10 protein-coding genes are annotated in these 16,163 nt (G+C 66.7%); 5 read left to right on the plus strand and 5 right to left on the minus strand.

Annotated elements, in window-relative coordinates:
- Positions 1-11: 11 nt before the first annotated feature.
- Positions 12-2,891, minus strand: coding sequence for a TonB-dependent receptor (locus ABIB42_RS16175; protein WP_219861126.1), 2,880 nt, complete (start codon positions 2,889-2,891; stop codon positions 12-14).
- 411 nt (positions 2,892-3,302) lie between these two features.
- Between ABIB42_RS16175 and ABIB42_RS16180 the strand changes: the two genes are divergently transcribed.
- The gene (locus ABIB42_RS16180) at positions 3,303-5,156 is read left to right on the plus strand and encodes a glycoside hydrolase family 13 protein (protein ID WP_429248642.1); all 1,854 of its coding nucleotides are present in this window, start codon (positions 3,303-3,305) and stop codon (positions 5,154-5,156) included.
- Positions 5,153-8,059 carry an MGH1-like glycoside hydrolase domain-containing protein gene (locus ABIB42_RS16185; protein WP_429248643.1) on the plus strand — a complete coding sequence of 969 codons (2,907 nt, stop codon included), beginning with the start codon at positions 5,153-5,155 and terminating at the stop codon, positions 8,057-8,059. The genes ABIB42_RS16180 and ABIB42_RS16185 overlap by 4 nt, the downstream gene beginning before the upstream one ends.
- A gap of 3 nt (positions 8,060-8,062) precedes the next feature.
- Here the strand turns inward: ABIB42_RS16185 and ABIB42_RS16190 are convergent, their stop codons facing one another.
- The 4 genes from ABIB42_RS16190 to ABIB42_RS16205 form a co-directional block, all read right to left on the minus strand.
- Positions 8,063-9,049, minus strand: a complete 987-nt coding sequence (locus tag ABIB42_RS16190; protein WP_005665625.1) for a diacylglycerol/lipid kinase family protein — start codon at positions 9,047-9,049, stop codon at positions 8,063-8,065.
- A 75-nt stretch (positions 9,050-9,124) separates the two neighbouring features.
- Positions 9,125-9,640, minus strand: coding sequence for a GNAT family N-acetyltransferase (locus ABIB42_RS16195; protein WP_040775904.1), 516 nt, complete (start codon positions 9,638-9,640; stop codon positions 9,125-9,127).
- Positions 9,641-9,674: 34 nt separating this feature from the next.
- A complete protein-coding gene (locus ABIB42_RS16200; RefSeq protein ID WP_040775250.1) occupies positions 9,675-10,202 on the minus strand; it encodes a GNAT family N-acetyltransferase in 528 nt (175 codons plus the stop codon).
- Between the two features lie 64 nt (positions 10,203-10,266).
- Positions 10,267-11,571, minus strand: coding sequence for an amidohydrolase family protein (locus ABIB42_RS16205; RefSeq protein ID WP_005665622.1), 1,305 nt, complete (start codon positions 11,569-11,571; stop codon positions 10,267-10,269).
- A 185-nt stretch (positions 11,572-11,756) separates the two neighbouring features.
- Between ABIB42_RS16205 and ABIB42_RS16210 the strand changes: the two genes are divergently transcribed.
- The 3 genes from ABIB42_RS16210 (at position 11,757) to ABIB42_RS16220 (ending at position 16,156) form a co-directional block, all read left to right on the plus strand.
- Complete coding sequence (locus ABIB42_RS16210; RefSeq protein ID WP_005665620.1) at positions 11,757-12,485, plus strand: phasin family protein; 729 nt, start codon at positions 11,757-11,759, stop codon at positions 12,483-12,485.
- A gap of 124 nt (positions 12,486-12,609) precedes the next feature.
- Positions 12,610-14,373: an ABC transporter ATP-binding protein gene (locus ABIB42_RS16215; protein WP_005665617.1), complete on the plus strand. Its 1,764-nt coding sequence runs from the start codon at positions 12,610-12,612 to the stop codon at positions 14,371-14,373.
- Complete coding sequence (locus ABIB42_RS16220; RefSeq protein WP_005665615.1) at positions 14,363-16,156, plus strand: ABC transporter ATP-binding protein; 1,794 nt, start codon at positions 14,363-14,365, stop codon at positions 16,154-16,156. Before ABIB42_RS16215 ends, ABIB42_RS16220 begins: the two co-directional genes overlap by 11 nt.
- Positions 16,157-16,163 lie beyond the last annotated feature (7 nt).

A 16,163-nucleotide genomic window follows, 5' to 3' on the forward strand; every position in this document is an offset into this window, starting at 1 on the left:
CCTGCCTGCGATCAGAACTTGTAGTTGGCGCCGAACTGGTAGGTGCGGCCGTACACGACGCGACGGGTGATCGAATCCGGATTGTCCGTGTACTCCTGGTACGGCGCGTTGTTCCAGTTGTTCGCCTGGGCGAACACCGACAGGCCCTTGGCGAAGCCCTTCTGGATCTCGTACGACACCTGGAAGTCGACGATGGTCTCGCCTTTCACGAAGGTGTACTGCAGCGTGTCAGAGAAGTCCGGCGACTGGCCCAGGAAGTCCGAACGCTTGCGCGCCGCGGCGGCGATCTGGAAGCCGTTCTTTTCGTAGTACAGGCGCAGGTTGCTGACCTTGCGCGACAGGCCGGGCAGCGGGATCGACTGCGCCGCCGTCTGCACGTTGCCGAAGCCGAGCGCCGGGATGTCGATCGCGGAACTGGTGTACGAGTGGTTGGCCAGCACGCCGAAGCCGTCCAGCCACGAGTGCACCATGTCCAGCGGCACGTTCACCGCCAGCTCGTAGCCGCGGATGCGGCCGCCTTCGCCGTTTTCAGGACGATTCAGCACGCCGATGGTCGAGCCTTCGAAGGTTCCCGAGGTCGGCAGCGGGGTGGTCGACGTGACCCATGGCGCGAAGTCGTATTCCGACGGCGTGCGCAAGATGAAGCTGTCGAGCTTCTTGTAGAAGCCGGCCACGCTCACATAACCTTTCTTGGCGAAGTATTTTTCGTACGACAGGTCGAACGACTTGGCTTCGAACGGCTTGAGCAGCGGGTTGCCGCCACCGCCGCTGATGAACGGGTTGGCCACGCTGGTGTTCACGCCAAAGCCGATGCCGCCGCGCAGGTCGTCCAGGCTCGGACGCGACAGCACCTTGGCCACGCCCATGCGCAGCACCTGGTCGTTGTTCAGGTCGAACGACAGGTTCAGGCTCGGCAGCACGTTCCAGTAGTCGGCGGTGTCTTCGGCGCGCACCACCGGGCACGAGGCCGCGGTCTCGCCGGTGCAGTTGCCGCTGTTGTAGCCGCCGCCGGTCTGCTTGGTGTGCACGAACTGGGTGCCGACGTTGCCGCGGTAGTCGAAGCCGAACAGCTGGCCGTTCAGGTCGCCCATCACATAGGCGGTCTGCACGGTTTCCCTGACGTCCCACAGCTTGGTCAAGATGTCGGCATTGACCTTCTCGGCCAGCTCGTACACGGCGCCCAGCGAACCGAGCGGGTTCCAGGAAGCGACCGGGATGCCGGTGGTGCCGGCGGTGTTCGGGGTGCTGCCCGGCATCGGCACGGCGCCGTACAGGTCGCCGCCGACGATCATCAGGCGGCCCTCCTCGCCGGTGCGGCGCTTTTCGCGGTCGGTGAAGTTGTAGCCGACCTGGAAGGCCGAGACCGGACCCCACTCGACGTTGCGCTTGGCGTTCAGGCGGATCGCCTTGAGCGTGTCCGCGATATGGGGCTGGGCCAGGTAGCCGGCCTGCGCCAGCGGCTCGGCCGCGGTGCCCGACCAGCCGTTCACGTCGGTCAGCTGGGCGACGTTCGGATCGGCATAATTCAGGCCGGTGCGGTAGGCGACATCGGCGTAGTTCAGGCCATTGAAGCCGGTCCACGAGATCGTGTCCAGGTTGGCGGCGTTGCCCGGCAGGCCGGCGGTGGTTTCATAACGCGAGCTCAGCTTGGTCGCCTTGGACCAGGTGAGGTCGGCGCTGGTATTCCAATCGCCCAGCTTCAGCTCGTTCTTCCAGCCGACCGTCTTGAGGTCGTCCTCGGCCGCTTCGATGTGGTTGCGGATGACGGCCTTGTAGTTGGTCAGGGTGCCGCTGGTGGCGATGCCGTTCGAGACCGTGACGTCCTGCAGCACGCCGACCGGGTCGTAGCGGCCCGATTCGTTGTTGCCGATCGCGCCTTCCAGGCCGGTGCGCTTGAAGCCGGTTTCGCCGGCCGAGTAGAACAGGTCCAGGGTCGAGCGGAAGTTGCGGTTCGGGCGCCACTGCAGCGAGGCGAAGGCGCCGTCGCGGTTGTGGTAGCCGGTCTCGGTGTCGGCGGTGAAGCCGGTCGGCACGCGCACGTTCTGCCCGTTGTACGGCAGCTCGGCCGTGTTGCCGCCCCAGGCGTCGAACTTGCGCTGTTCGCCGCCGGTCTCGTCGTACGAGGTCAGGCCGACCGCGATGCCGAAGGTGCGGTTGGCGAACTGGTCGATGTACGACAGCGAGAAGCGGTCGCCATCGCCTTCTTCGGCGGTGCGCACGCCCAGGCGGCTCTTCTTGTAGTTGACGGCGACGACGCGCTTGCCGAAGTCGAGCGGCTGCACGGTCTTGAGGTCGATGGTCGCGGCCAGGCCCGAGCCGATCACGCTCGCGTCCGGGGTCTTGTAGATCACCACGCCGCCCATCAGCTCGGACGGGAACAGGTCGAATTCAGGATTGCGGGCGTTACCGGTCGAGGCCATTTCGCGGCCGTTGAGCAGGGTGCCGTTGAAGCTCGGCGACAGGCCGCGCACCGAGATCTCGGACGCGCGTCCCGAACCGCGGCTGCGCTGGGCGGTCACGCCCGGCAGGCGCGCGATCGATTCGGCCACCGAGGAATCGGGCAGCTTGCCGATATCTTCGGCCGAAATCGCTTCGACGATGGAATTGGAATTGCGCTTGACCGAGATCGCCGCTTCGATGCCCTGGCGGATGCCGGTCACGGTGACGGTGGACACGCTCGGGGCCGGGGCCGGGGTGGCGATGACTTCGCCGGTAGCGGCGGCGGTCGGGGTGTTCGGCGCGACGGCAGTCTGCGCTTCGCTGCCGGATGCCTGCGCGAAGGCCTGGCCAGCCAGCGCCGACAGCAGGACGGCGCAGCCCGCGGCGAACGGGTTCAACGGGAATGCGGTACGCGCCGACTTGCCGGCGCGCCTGGTGGCGGTAGCTTTCATGTGTCTCCTCGGTGAAAGGCGGGGCTCATTGCCCGACAATTTTTATCAGCCCCCGACTACGCTGCTGTACTAAAACTAGATCTTGCAGTCGGAAAACTGTGTGTATTGAGCATGATCGCAGGTTTCGAAAAAAACAGTGTCGCGCGCGTTGTAACTGGGCTACGAAAATCCGCGCATTTCGCCGTGCCGCCGCAATATTTGCACCGTTTCTAAAGGAAATCTTAAGATTCAGTAAAGGTTCTCGACCGTAGTTCTACTAGAGGCAGGACCGGTGTATTGATTGTTGGCAGCTGATTTCTATAGTACGCTTTCGCCAACACAACAACACTTTGCGCCCGTTTCGCATTCTTCCGGCATAGGTTTGTAGTCTTACTACCTGGCCTATGATAGCGATAGCAGCGCCCCATAATCATGAGACAACTCCTCGCCAGCCTCGTGCTCGGCGGCGCTTCGCTCGCCGTCCACGCCCAGACCTCCGACATCGCCCGCATGGAGCCGCCCTTCTGGTGGGCCGGCATGCAGCACGCCCAGGTGCAGCTGATGGTGTATGGCGACAAGATCGCCGACCTGGACCCGTCGCTGGCGTATCCGGGCGTGCGCATCGCCTCGGTGACCCGCACCCCGAACCGCAACTACCTGTTCATCGACCTGGCGCTCGACCCGAAGGTCAAGCCCGGCAGCTTCGACATCGCCTTCAAGGGCGCGGGCCGCACGGCCAGCTACACCTATCGCCTGCTGGAGCGCGAAGCGGGCTCCGCCGAACGCCAGGGCTTTTCCAGCAAGGATGCGATCTATCAGATCATGCCGGACCGCTTCGCCAACGGCGACCCGTCCAACGACAGCGTCGACGGCATGCCCGACAGACTCGACCGCAAGGGCGGGCTGGGCCGCCACGGCGGCGACATCAAGGGCATCATCGACCGCCTCGACTACGTCGCCGGCATGGGCTTCACCCAGCTGTGGCCGACGCCGCTGGTCGAAAACAATATGCCGGGCTACTCCTACCACGGCTATGCGGCGACCGACCTGTACAAGATCGACCCGCGCTACGGCAGCAACGAGGATTTCAAGCGCCTGTCGCAGGAAGCGAAGAAGCACGGCATCGGCATCATCCAGGACGTGGTGCTGTCGCACATCGGCAGCCAGCACTGGTGGATGAAGGACTTGCCGGCGCCGGACTGGATCAACTACACCGACAAGTTCGTGCCGACCCAGCACTACCACACGGCGGTGCAGGACCCGTACGGCTCGAAGGAAGACGCCGACAACTTCACGCGCGGCTGGTTCGTCAAGAGCATGCCCGACATGAACCAGTCGAATCCGCTGGTAGCGAATTACCTCATCCAGAACAATATCTGGTGGATCGAGTACGCGGGCCTGTCAGGCCTGCGCATCGACACCTTCGGCTATTCCGACAAAGCCTTCCTGGGCGAGTACACGAAGCGCCTGATGGCCGAATACCCGAACCTGAACCTGGTCGGCGAGGAATGGTCGACCAAGGTGCCGGTGGTGGCCTACTGGCAGCGCGGCAAGCAGAACTTCGACGGCTTCCAGGCCTATACGCCAAGCCTGATGGACTTCCCGGTGGCCGAGGCGATGCGCAAGGCGCTGGCCGACAAGAAAGGCGGCAACGTCTTCACCGACGTCTACGAGACCCTGTCGCTCGACTACCTGTATCCGGAGCCGGGCAACCTGGTGCTGTTCGCCGACAATCACGACATGTCGCGCATCTACAGCGAAGTGGGCGAAGACTTCGACAAGTACCGCATGGCGATGATCTTCATGATGACGGCGCCGCGCATCCCGCAGTTCTACACGGGCGACGAGATCCTGATGACCAGCGCCGTCGGCGAACGCAACGACGCCACCTACCGCACGCCGTTCCCGGGCGGCTGGGCCGGCGACAAGGTCGATGCGTTCAAGGGCGTCGGCCTCACGACCAAGCAGCGCACTGCACAGGATTTCGTACGCAAGCTGGCCAACTGGCGCAAGGGCCAGCCGGTCATCCATCACGGCAAGATGATGCATTACGGCCCGCAGGACAATACCTGGGTCTACTTCCGCTACAACGATGAGAAGAAGGTGCTGGTCGCCTTCAACAACAATGCCAGGGAGATGTCGCTGGACGTCGACCGCTTCCGCGAAATGCTCTCCGGCGTGGCCGGCGGCACCGATGCGCTGACCGGCAAGACCTATGACTTGCGCGAGAAGCTGGTGCTGGCGCCGCGCGCGGCCATCGTCCTCGAGCTGGACGCGCCGCGATGAAGCGCCATGCCATCGCCCTGGCCGCCCTGCTCTCCTGCAGCATGTTGCCAACCCACGTCCTTGCCCAGAACATCGACGGCCTGTACGTGCGCGGCGCCTTCAACGGCTGGGGCACGGCCAGTCCGCTGGCGGCCAGGGGCGACGGCATCTACCAGGCCGACGTCGAGGTCATGCCCGGCAACCACGCCTTCAAGCTGGGGACCGGCGACTGGAGCGCCGAATGGGTGATCGATCCGGATCGAAGCACCAGCGTCAAGCCCGATACCGACTACCGCCTGGCGCGGCAGTCCGGTCCCGAGACCTTCCTGTTCGTGCGCCAGCCGGGCACCTATCGCTTCACGATCGATGCGCGTAATCCCGCCAGGCCCGCGCTCAAGGTGACGCGCATCGCCGACGCCCAGCGCGGCGGCGGCCCCGATCCGCATGCCGGCCACGCGGCCCAGGCATCCCAGCAATGGCCGACCTGGGACGGCAAGGTCGAGACCGTGCGCTACTCGACGCCGGATGCGGATGCGCCGCTCCGCCGCTACGTCCAGTCGAGCACCATGCTGCTGCGCGATCCCGGTCCGCAGCACGTCGAATACGCCGAAGAAGACGGCCTGCCGCGCGTACGCAGCGGCAACCTGGCCTTCGACGCCCTGTTCGCGCTGGCCGGCCGCGAGATGCGCCAGAACTCGGTCAGCCAGATCAAGGACGGCAACTACAACGGCGGCAACGCGATCGACTGCGACTGCTTCGCCACCGGAGAAAAATGGGCCTACGTCTGGACCCGCGACCTGTCGTATGCGGCCGACCTGGGCCTGGCCCTGCTCGACCCGCAGCGGGTGCGCAATTCGCTCGATTTCAAGCTCTCGGGCTGGCGCCCGGACATCACCGCCGCGGCGCAGATCCCGGGCACGCCGGACGGCCTGCAGATCGTGCAGGACACCGGCAGCGGCGGCAGCTGGCCGGTCAGCACCGACCGCCTCACCTGGGCCCTGGCGGCCGAGGAAACGCTGCGCACCCTGCCCTCGTCCGAGCGTGCGCAATTCGCGGCGCGCGCCCTGAAAGCGCTGTCGAACACGATCGAGATCGACCGCGTGGCGGCCTTCGATCCGATGTCCGGCCTGTACACGGGCGAGGAATCCTTCCTCGACTGGCGCGACCAGACGTATGCGGCCTGGATCCCGGGCGACCTGGCCTCGATGGCGAGTTCGAAGGCGCTGTCGACCAACGTCGTGATGTACCAGGCGCTGAACCTGGCCGCGAAGCTGGCGCGCGAGCACCAGGATGACGACAAGGCGCAGCGCTACGCGCGCTGGGCGCAAGCGCTGAAAAGCGCGATCAACGACCGCCTGTGGCTGAAGGACGAGGGCATGTACAGCAGCCTCACCGCCGGCCACCTGGACGACGCGCCGCTGCACAAGTTCGACTGGCTGGGACAGGCGCTGGCCATCGTCAGCGGCGTGGCCGACGACAGCCAGGCGCGTTCGATCCTGGCGCGCTATCCGCACGGCCCGCTGGGCGCCCCGATGATCTGGCCGCAGCAGATTGGCGCGCCGGTGTACCACAACCGCTCGAGCTGGCCGTTCGTGACCGCCTATGGCCTGCGCGCAGCGAGCCAGGGCAAGAACACGGCGGTGGCCGACCTGGCCTACGCCGGTCTGATGCGCGGGGCGGCGGTCAATCTGTCGAATATGGAAAACCTCGAGTGGCTCTCCGGCCAGCCGCTGCTGCTCGACGAGCACAATCCGGCCTTGAGCGGCCCGGTGATCAACTCGCGCCGCCAGCTGTGGTCGGTCGGCGGCTATCTCGGCATGGTGGTCAAGAATGTGTTCGGCGTGGAGACGCTGGACGACGGCATCGCGCTGCGGCCCTTCGTCACGTCGAAACTGCGCCGCGAAACCTTCGGCGCCACCAACGAGATCGCGCTGCACGACCTGCGCCTGCACGGCAAGCGCATCGACGTGCGCCTGCAACTGCCTGCCGCGAGCGAGAAAGACGGCTATTACGCCGTCGAGCGCATCGTCCTGAACGGCAAGCAGGTCGCCGGCAGCATCCGCCTGGCCGACCTGGCCGACAGCAACCGCATCGAGATCACGCTCGGCAAGCTGGTGGCCGGCCAGCAGGACATCCGCCGCGTCAACGCCAATCCCCATGAAGAAGCCAGCGCCGTCTTCGGCCCGCGCGAGCCGACCATCGACGGCCTGGCGCGCGCGGCCTCCGGTCCGGTCACCTTGCGGATCGGCGCCAACGGCAATGCCGCCGCCGTGCGCTACCGCGTCTACCGCGATGGCAAGCTGGTGGCCGACAGGCTGCCGGCCGGGGCCTGGACCGATGGCAAGGCCAGCGCCACCGCCTGCTATGCGGTCGAGGCCGTGTACACCGACAGCGGCAACGTCAGCCACCACAGCCAGCCGCGCTGCGTCGACGCGGGCATCGAGATTCCCGTGACCGACGCACGCATCGCCTCGAACCTGAAGGTGACGGCGCCCGATGCGCGCTTCACCCAGCCGCACCTCAAGGACTGGGGCAAGCCGGGCGACCGCTTCGCCGTCGACGGCATCCGCATCGAGCAGCCAGGCGACTATCGGCTCCAGGTGCGTTACCACAACGGCGCCAACCAGGTGAACCTGGGCATCAGCGGCGGCGTGAAATGGCTGGCGCTGAAGGATGGCAGTGGCCGCGTCGTGGCCCAGGGCGTGATCCAGCTGCCGCATGCGCCGCTGCTGCAGAAGGACACGCCGAGCGTGTACTCGACGCCGCTGGCGGCGCGCATCGAGGCGGGCAGCTACCATCTGGAGATGACGGACTTCTACAATATGAGTTATCTCGACAGTAACCGCAGCTTCACCGGCGCCGGCGGCGCCGAGCCGTCGAACCGGTTCGATATCTACGGCGTGCGATTGTTGCGGGTGAAATAAGCGTCACGCGGTCTCGAACGTGCCCTCGACCGGACGCGGCTTGCCTCGTCCGCTCGAAGACACCAGCAGCTTGAGCCGCCCTTCGAGCACCCTGAACTCGAACGGCGTCGCCATCTTGCTCACCTCGCCGTCGGCCGCCACCTTCAGGCGCTTGCGTCCATAGAACGACGGCGTGCGCACCGTCATGCTCTTGAACGCGAAGGCGACGACATCGTCGCCCGCGCCGAGCTTGCCGAAAGCGCCGCGGATCAAGAGGCCCAGCAGCCCGAGCTTGCCCATCGGTTTGGGCGCCAGCGCCACCAATTGACCCTCTTGCACCGCCTCGGTCAGGTCTTCCATCCCGACCTGCTCCATCTGCAGTCGATTATTACCCACGAACAAGGTCGTGGTGCGCAAGCGTTTTTCCTTGCCGTCGAGTTCGAGCGTGATGCGCAAGTGGCGGTGCGGCCGCAGCGCCATCTTGATCGCCGACAAGAAGGCCACGAGGCGGCTGCGGCCATATTCGCGCTTGTCGTGCTCGCGCTCTTCGAGCAGCGCCGGATACAAGCCCACACTGGCATTGACCAGGAAGATCTTGTTGTTGAGCATGCCGATCTGCACGGGTCTTACTTCGGCGCGCAGCATCGCGTATACCGCCTCGGCCAGGTCTTCCGGGATGCCGTGGGTGCGGCCGAAGTAATTGAAGGTGCCTTGCGGCAGCACGCCGAACAGGCAGCCGGCCAGCACCGCCTGGTGCGCGACCGTGTTGATGGTGCCGTCGCCGCCGGCCGCGACCAGCACGCCGCCGCTGGCGAGCGCCTTGCCGGCCATCTCGCGCGCGATGTCTTCGAGCCGTTCGGGATTGCCCACCACTTCCAGGTGGCAGACGCGGCCCGACTTGTCCATGACCTCGCGGATCGTCGAGATGCGCTCCTCGGTCTCGGAATGCCCGGAACCCGCATTCAGGACGATGTAGAAATGGGCCTCTGGCGGCAGCGCGGTGGATGGCATCGGGGTCGTTTCGCTAAGGTGGGCGTCGTGGATGCGCCATCGTATCACTGTCGATATCCGCGCAAGGTGCGCTACTCAACCATCCAGATCGGCCAGGTAGACGTCCACCTGCGGCTGGCCGGGGGCCAGGCTGGCGCGGCGATCGAGGCGCAGGCCCAGGCGCTGCAGCAGCGCGATCGAGGCGGCATTGCCGGGGGCGACGATCGCCGCCAGACGCCGGATGCCCAGCCGCGCTGCCAGGCCCACCACCGCCTGTCCCGCCTCGAAGGCGTAGCCGCATCCACGGTGCTCCGGCAGGAAGGCATAGCCGATGTCGACGTGTTCCAGGGTGTCGCGCTTGACCAGGCCGCACAGGCCGAGCGGCGCGCCGTCCGCCAGCCGCTCGACCAGGTACAGCGAATGGCCGTATTTCGCCTGCATCGCGATCGGTCCTTCGTCCAGGCCGCGGCGCGCGGCGTCGACGGTGCGCAGCTTGCGGTCGCCGATATGCTCGATGAAGGCGGGGTCGTTCGCCAGCGCCAGGTAGAACGGGGCGTCGTCATGGGTGACGAGGCGCAGGCGCAGGCGGTCGGTGGTGAGAATCTCGGTCATGGCCGAGATCATACGCCTGGTGATTGACTTTTTGCTACTCGTCCGCGGTCGGCCAGTGGTCGGGGTCTTGCAGCAGCTGGTACATCACGTAGGCGTCGACATAGCCCAGGCGCTTGTGGCGGAAGGCCTTGGGCAGCGTGCCCACGATGGAAAAGCCCAGTTTCTTCCACAGCCCGATGGCGGCGGCATTGGTGCTGACCACATGGTTGAACTGCATCGCCAGGAAGCCCTGGCTGCGCGCTTCAATCAGGCTGTGTTCGCCCATCAGGCGGCCGATGCCCGCGCCCTGCGCCGACGGGCTGACCATGTAGGAGGCGTTGGCCACGTGGTGGCCGCGCCCGACCTGGTTCGGCACCAGCCGGTACATGCCCAGCACGCGCCCCGCCGCGCTCACGGCGACGAAGCTGTGCACGCCCTGGCCCAGCCAGTAGTGATGGCCGGCCTCGCGCGAGGTCGCGGTGGTGAAGACATAGCTTTCACCGGCCATCAGGTGGGCGCAAAAAATGGTCCAGATCGCCTCGAAGTCGGCTTCCACGGCGGGACGGATTTCAATATCTCTCACAACAATCAGTATGCAAATGCCAGAACTCGGCGGTCAGTTATTTTGCCTGAAATCTCACAAATAATCACGGAGCACCCTGGTTTGCGGGCTTGTTGCTTTGAGGCAGCCGAAAGTCGACGCCATCGGGCCGCCCATCGAGATACAGGCGGCTGGCAGCTGGCGGCGCCTCGGCCACCACCCGGCCGCGCCGCAGCACGAGGCGGCGCGCCGCGCGCAGGCGGATCGCCTCGACCGGCGAACCAGCGTCCAGGATCACCAGGTCGGCATGGCAGCCCGGCGCCAGGCCATAGCCTTCGAGCCCGAGGATGCGCGCCGGCGTCTCGGTGATCGCCCCGAAGCAGGCCTGCATCGCCTCCAGCCCCGTCATCTGCGCCACGTGCAGGCCCATGTGCGCCACTTCGAGCATGTCGCCCGAGCCCATGCCATACCAGGGATCGAGCACGCAGTCGTGGCCGAAGGCGACGTCGACGCCGGCCGCCATCAGCTCGGGCACGCGGGTCATGCCGCGCCGCTTGGGATAGGTGTCGTGGCGGCCCTGCAGCGTGATGTTGATCAGCGGGTTCGCGATCGCCGCCACGCCGCTTTCCGCGATCAGTGGCAGCAGCTTGCTCACGTAATAATTGTCCATCGAGTGCATCGAGGTCAGGTGCGAGCCGGCCACCCTGCCCTGCAGGCCGAGGCGCTGGGTCTCGTATGCCAGCGTCTCGATATGGCGCGACAGCGGATCGTCGCTCTCGTCGCAGTGCATGTCCACGCGCAGCCCGCGCTCGGCCGCGAACTCGCACAGCAGGCGCACCGATTCGGCGCCTTGCGCCATGGTGCGCTCGAAATGGGGGATGCCGCCGACCACGTCCACGCCCATGGCGATCGCGCGCTTCAGGTTGTCGAAGGCGGTCGGGCTGCGCAGCAGGCCATCCTGCGGAAAAGCCACCAGCTGCAGGTCGAGGTAAGGCGCCACCCGGCGCTTGACTTCGAGCAGGGCTTCCACCGCCAGCAAGCGGTCGTCGCAGACGTCGACGTGGCTGCGGATCGCCAGCAGGCCGCGCGCCACCGCCCAGTCGCAATAGCGCAGCGCGCGCTCGACCAGGGCGTCCTGGGTCAGCGCCGGCTTGAGCTCGCCCCACAGGGCGATACCTTCGAGCAAGGTGCCGCTGCGATTCACGCGCGGCAAGCCATAGCTCAGCACGGCATCCATGTGGAAATGGGCGTCGATGAAGGGTGGACTGACCAGGTCGCCGGCGGCATCGATTTCGCGCGCGCCCCGGGCAGCGAGGCGTGGCGCGAGGACGGCGATGCGGCCGTCGGCGATGCCGATATCGATGTCTTGCCGGCCGTCGGGCAAGGTCGCGTTGCGAATCACGAGATCCATATCAACTCCCTTATTGATCGGTAAATTGTAGCAATTCGGGCACATGGTCCTTGAGAAAAATCAAACAATGCTGCGATGCAATATTACCCTTGGTAAATAAGCCATCTTTGTGCTTTGCAACCCCAGCAAATCGTGGGTACACTGGTCGATATTGCAGCGCGCCATACTGACCGATAGGAAATCCAATGACTTCACTTCCCGAGCAATTGTCCGCAGCATCTACCAGGCAACTGAGCGCCCAGCTGGATGCGCAGTTTCGCTTCTTCAATACCTTCGCCACACAGGCGCTGGACAACGCCAGCCGCCTCATGTCGCTCAACCTGTCGGCCTCGCGCGATTCGGTCGAGCGCTCCTCGCACACCCTGCGCCAGCTGATCGAAGCGACCCAGCCGCGCGACCTGCTGGTGCTGCGCACCCACGCCGAGGAACAGGTGCGCAGCCTGTTCAACTATGGCCGCGAACTGGCCAACATCACCGCCAACGCCCAGCCATACGGTTTGCGCACGATCGCGGCCGAGGCCGCGTCGCCAGCCGCGCCGCCGGCCGTGCTCGCGTCGGTCATGCGCGAAGCGCCGATCGCCGAGGTCGTGCAGGAAGCCCCGAAGGCCGCCGCCAAGGCCGCCGAAGAGGCCGCGGAGCAGATCGAGGGGGCCATCGAGCAACTACCCGAAGCGGCAGCCGCGCCGCAGCCCTTCGTGGTCGAGCAGCCCGAGCCGATCGCGAGCGCGGCAGAGGTGCAGGCGACCGTCCTCGACGAGCCCGTTCCGGTGTCCGAACAGAAGCCGATCGCCAAGGCCGTCGGCAAGGGCGCGCCGAAGGCGGCAGCGGCGCCGCAACCGCTCGCGGCTCCGGTCGAGGACAAGGATTCGACCACGGTCACCCGCATCGGCACGTCGTCGAAGCGCCGCAAATAGGATGCGCGACAGGATGCGCGAATAAGGCGGCGAAATGCGTCGCGAAATGCGCCGGATAGGCAAAACGACTACACTAGCGGGCTCTGGCCCGCTTTTTTTTCGGGCGCATTTCCAAGGATTTCGAATGAGTTTGTCCAGGCTGATCGGCGGCTTCGTACGCCGGCATTGGCAATCCTATGCCTCGTCGGCCGTCATGCTGGTCGGCGTCGCGATCTGCACCGTCCTCATCCCGCGCAAGGTCGGCGCCATGGTCGATGCCCTCGCCGCCAACCGCCTCGGCCAGCACGACCTGCTGCTCGGGATTGCCGAACTGGTCGCGCTGGGCGTGGCGATCTACGTGCTGCGCGTCTGCTGGCGCATCCGGCTGTACTCGGCCGCCTACAACCTGGGCGTCGAGCTGCGCACCCGCCTGTACGCGCGCCTGGCGGCGCAGGGCCCGGCCTTCTACCAGCGCCAGCGCACCGGCGACCTGATGGCGCTGGCCACCAACGACATCGACGCCATCGAGATGGCGGCCGGCGAAGCCTTGCTGGCCGCCTTCGACGGCACGCTGACCCTGGTGATGGTGCTGGGGATCATGATGCTGGGCGTCGACTGGCGCCTGGCCCTGGTCGCGCTGCTGCCGTTCCCGCTGATGGGCCTCGCGTTCTGGTATATCTCGACCCATATCCACACGGCCGAAGGCGATGCGCTCAAGCGCTTCTCGGCCCTCAACGATCACGTCCAGGAATCGCTGTCCGGCGTGCGCACCCTGCGCGCCCTGGGCCTCGAAGGGCGCAGCGCCAGCCAGTTCGGCGAACTTGCCGGCAACGCCGCGCAAGCCAGCCTGACGGCGCAGAAATGGGAAGCCGCCTACGAGCCGGCGGTCGGCCTCACGCTCACCGCCGCCACCGGCCTCACGCTCGGCCTGGGCGGCTACCTGGTGTGGCAGAACGAACTCACGGTGGGCGCCCTGACCAGCTTCACGATGTACCTGGGCCAGCTGATCTGGCCGATGTTCGCGGCCGGCTGGGTGCTGACCCTGATCGAACGCGGCCGCGCCGGCCTGGCGCGCCTGCAACCGCTGCTCGACGCCCCGCTCTCGGTCGAAGACACCGGCACGGTCGAGCAGGTCGGCCAGGGCGCGCTGGTGCTGGACAAGGTCACCTTCGCCTATGGCGGCGCGCAAGCGGATCTGCGCCAGCCGGCGCTCGACGCGGTGTCGCTGCGCCTCGAACCGGGCCAGACCCTGGGCCTGGTCGGCCCGACCGGTTCCGGCAAGTCGACCCTGCTGCGGGTGCTGCTGCGCCAGGCCACGCCGCAGGCCGGCCGCGCCGAATGGGCCGGCCAGCCGCTCGAGGCCTATCGCCTGTCGGCCTTGCGCAGCGCGACCAGCTGGGTGCCGCAAGAGTCCTTTTTGTTCTCGGCCTCGATCGCCGAGAACATCGCGCTGGCCCGTCCCGGCGCCTCGCGCGCCGAGGTGATCGCGGCGGCGCAGATGGCCGACATCCACGACGACATCCTGCGCTTCCCGCACGGCTACGACACCCCGGTCGGCGAAAAAGGCATCACCCTGTCGGGCGGCCAGCGCCAGCGGGTCGCGATCGCGCGCTCGCTGCTGGCCGCCAGTTCCCTGCTGCTGCTGGACGACGCCCTGTCGGCGGTCGACACCGGCACCGAGACCCGCATCCTCGAGCACCTGGCCGAGCTGCGCCAGGCGCAGCCGGGGCGCGCCGCCATCATCGCCAGCCACCGTCTGTCGGCGGTGGTCGCGGCCGACCACATCGTCGTGCTCAAGGCCGGCCGCGTCGTCGAAGCCGGCACCCACGATCAACTGCTCGCGCTGGATGGCTGGTATGCCAGCCAGTGGCGCTACCAACAACTGGAGGCCAGCCTCGATGCAATCTGACGCAACGTCCGTGGAGCGCGGCGAATTGCGCAACCAGGCGAAGCTGGCCACGCGCCTGCTGCGCCGCGCCGCCGCCCCCGAAAAACGCCACCTGGTCGTCGCCACGCTGTGGCTGATCCTGGCCGCGGCCTTCGAAGTCCTGGGGCCACTGCTGGGCAAGGCCCTGATCGACGACCACCTGCTGCCGCGCCACCTCGACTGGACGCAGATGACCCTGCTGCTGGGCGGCCTGGTGGTCACCGGCTGGATCTCGAGCTGGGTGCGCTACCTGCAGCTGATCCGCCTGTCGGGCCTGGCGATGCGCTCGGTGCAGCGCCTGCGCGAATGGGTCTATGGCCACGTGCTGCGCCTGCCGATGGCCTTCTTCGATCGCGCCATCACCGGCCAGCTGGTCAGCCGCGTGACCAACGACACCGAGGCGGTCAAGACCCTGTACATCCAGGTCCTGTACGTCATGCTCGACAACTCGATCGTCCTGGTCGGCACCATGATCGCGATGGCCTGGCTCGACTGGCGCCTGATGCTGATCGTGCTGACCCTGGTGCCGGCGGTGGTGGGCATCGTCTGGCTCTACCAGCGCCTGTCGGCGCCGGCGGTCACCCGCGCGCGCGCCCTGCGCAGCGACATCAATGCCCAGATGGCCGAGTCGATCGGCGGCATGAGCGTGCTGCAGGCCAGCAATGCCGAAGTGCGTTTCGGCGAGCGCTTCCTGGGCACCAACCGCAGCCACTACACGGCGCGCGTGGCCGAGCTGCGCGCCAACGCCTTCCTGCTGCGGCCCGCGCTCGACCTGCTCAACGTCGCCCTGCTGGCGCTGGTGATCTTCGCCTTCGGCCAGCGCGAGATCGGCGCGGTCGAGGTGGGCGTGCTGTACGCCTTCGTCAGCTATATCGCGCGCGTGGTGGAGCCCCTCATCCAGATCACGATGCAGTTCAGCGGCCTGCAACAGGCGGTGGTGGCGGCGGCGCGCGTGAACACGCTGCTCGATGAAGCGGGCGCGCCGGAACACGATCCCGCGCGCGCGCAGGATGAAGCGGCGTTCGTCGCCGGCGCGCCGGCGGTGCGGGTGCGCAACGTGGAATTCGCCTACGTGGCGGGCCAGCCGGTGCTGCACGACCTGTCGCTCGACGTGCCGCAGGGCGCCTTCTTCGGCATCGTCGGCCACACCGGCAGCGGCAAGTCGACCCTGCTGTCGCTGCTGCTGCGCTACTACGTGGCCGGTAGAGGCAGCATCGAGATCGGCGGCCTGCCGCTGGCCGGCATCGGCAACGAGCGTTTCCGCAACGAGGTCGGCCTGGTGCCGCAAGACCCGTTCATCCTGGCCGCCACGGCGCGCGAGAACATCGACATGGGCCGCGGCCTGCCCCTCGAGCGCCTGCAGGCGGCGGCGCGCGCGGCCCACGCCCACGACTTCATCGCCGCGCTGGAAGACGGCTACGAGACCCAGCTGGGCGAAGGCGGTTCGCGTTTGTCGTCCGGCCAGAAGCAGCTGATCGCGATCGCGCGCGCGCTGGCGGGCGAGCCGCGCATCCTGCTGCTCGACGAGGCGACCTCGCGCATCGACAGCGCCACCGAGCAGATCGTGCAGGAAGCCCTGGAAGAATTGCGCGGCAAGGTGACCATCATCGCCATCGCGCACCGCCTGTCGACCATCCGCGAAGCCGACCGCATCATCGTGCTCAACCACGGCAAGATTACCGAGGCCGGACCGCACGAGGAACTGATGCGGATCGAGGGCGGCTTGTATCAGCGGCTGTATTTGTTGCAGCAGATCGCGGTCTGAATTTGTT

Origin of the sequence: Massilia sp. UYP32 (assembly GCF_050434365.1) — a bacterium.
Classification (GTDB): domain Bacteria; phylum Pseudomonadota; class Gammaproteobacteria; order Burkholderiales; family Burkholderiaceae_D; genus Telluria; species Telluria timonae.

Coding starts and splice junctions, on each gene's coding strand:
- ABIB42_RS16190 (WP_005665625.1), bottom strand. CDS start 9,049: ATGCCATCCACCGCGCTGCCGCCAGAGGCCCATTTCTACATCGTCCTG.
- ABIB42_RS16185 (WP_429248643.1), top strand. CDS start 5,153: ATGAAGCGCCATGCCATCGCCCTGGCCGCCCTGCTCTCCTGCAGCATG.
- ABIB42_RS16195 (WP_040775904.1), bottom strand. CDS start 9,640: ATGACCGAGATTCTCACCACCGACCGCCTGCGCCTGCGCCTCGTCACC.
- ABIB42_RS16205 (WP_005665622.1), bottom strand. CDS start 11,571: ATGGATCTCGTGATTCGCAACGCGACCTTGCCCGACGGCCGGCAAGAC.
- ABIB42_RS16215 (WP_005665617.1), top strand. CDS start 12,610: ATGAGTTTGTCCAGGCTGATCGGCGGCTTCGTACGCCGGCATTGGCAA.
- ABIB42_RS16220 (WP_005665615.1), top strand. CDS start 14,363: ATGCAATCTGACGCAACGTCCGTGGAGCGCGGCGAATTGCGCAACCAG.
- ABIB42_RS16210 (WP_005665620.1), top strand. CDS start 11,757: ATGACTTCACTTCCCGAGCAATTGTCCGCAGCATCTACCAGGCAACTG.
- ABIB42_RS16180 (WP_429248642.1), top strand. CDS start 3,303: ATGAGACAACTCCTCGCCAGCCTCGTGCTCGGCGGCGCTTCGCTCGCC.
- ABIB42_RS16175 (WP_219861126.1), bottom strand. CDS start 2,891: ATGAAAGCTACCGCCACCAGGCGCGCCGGCAAGTCGGCGCGTACCGCA.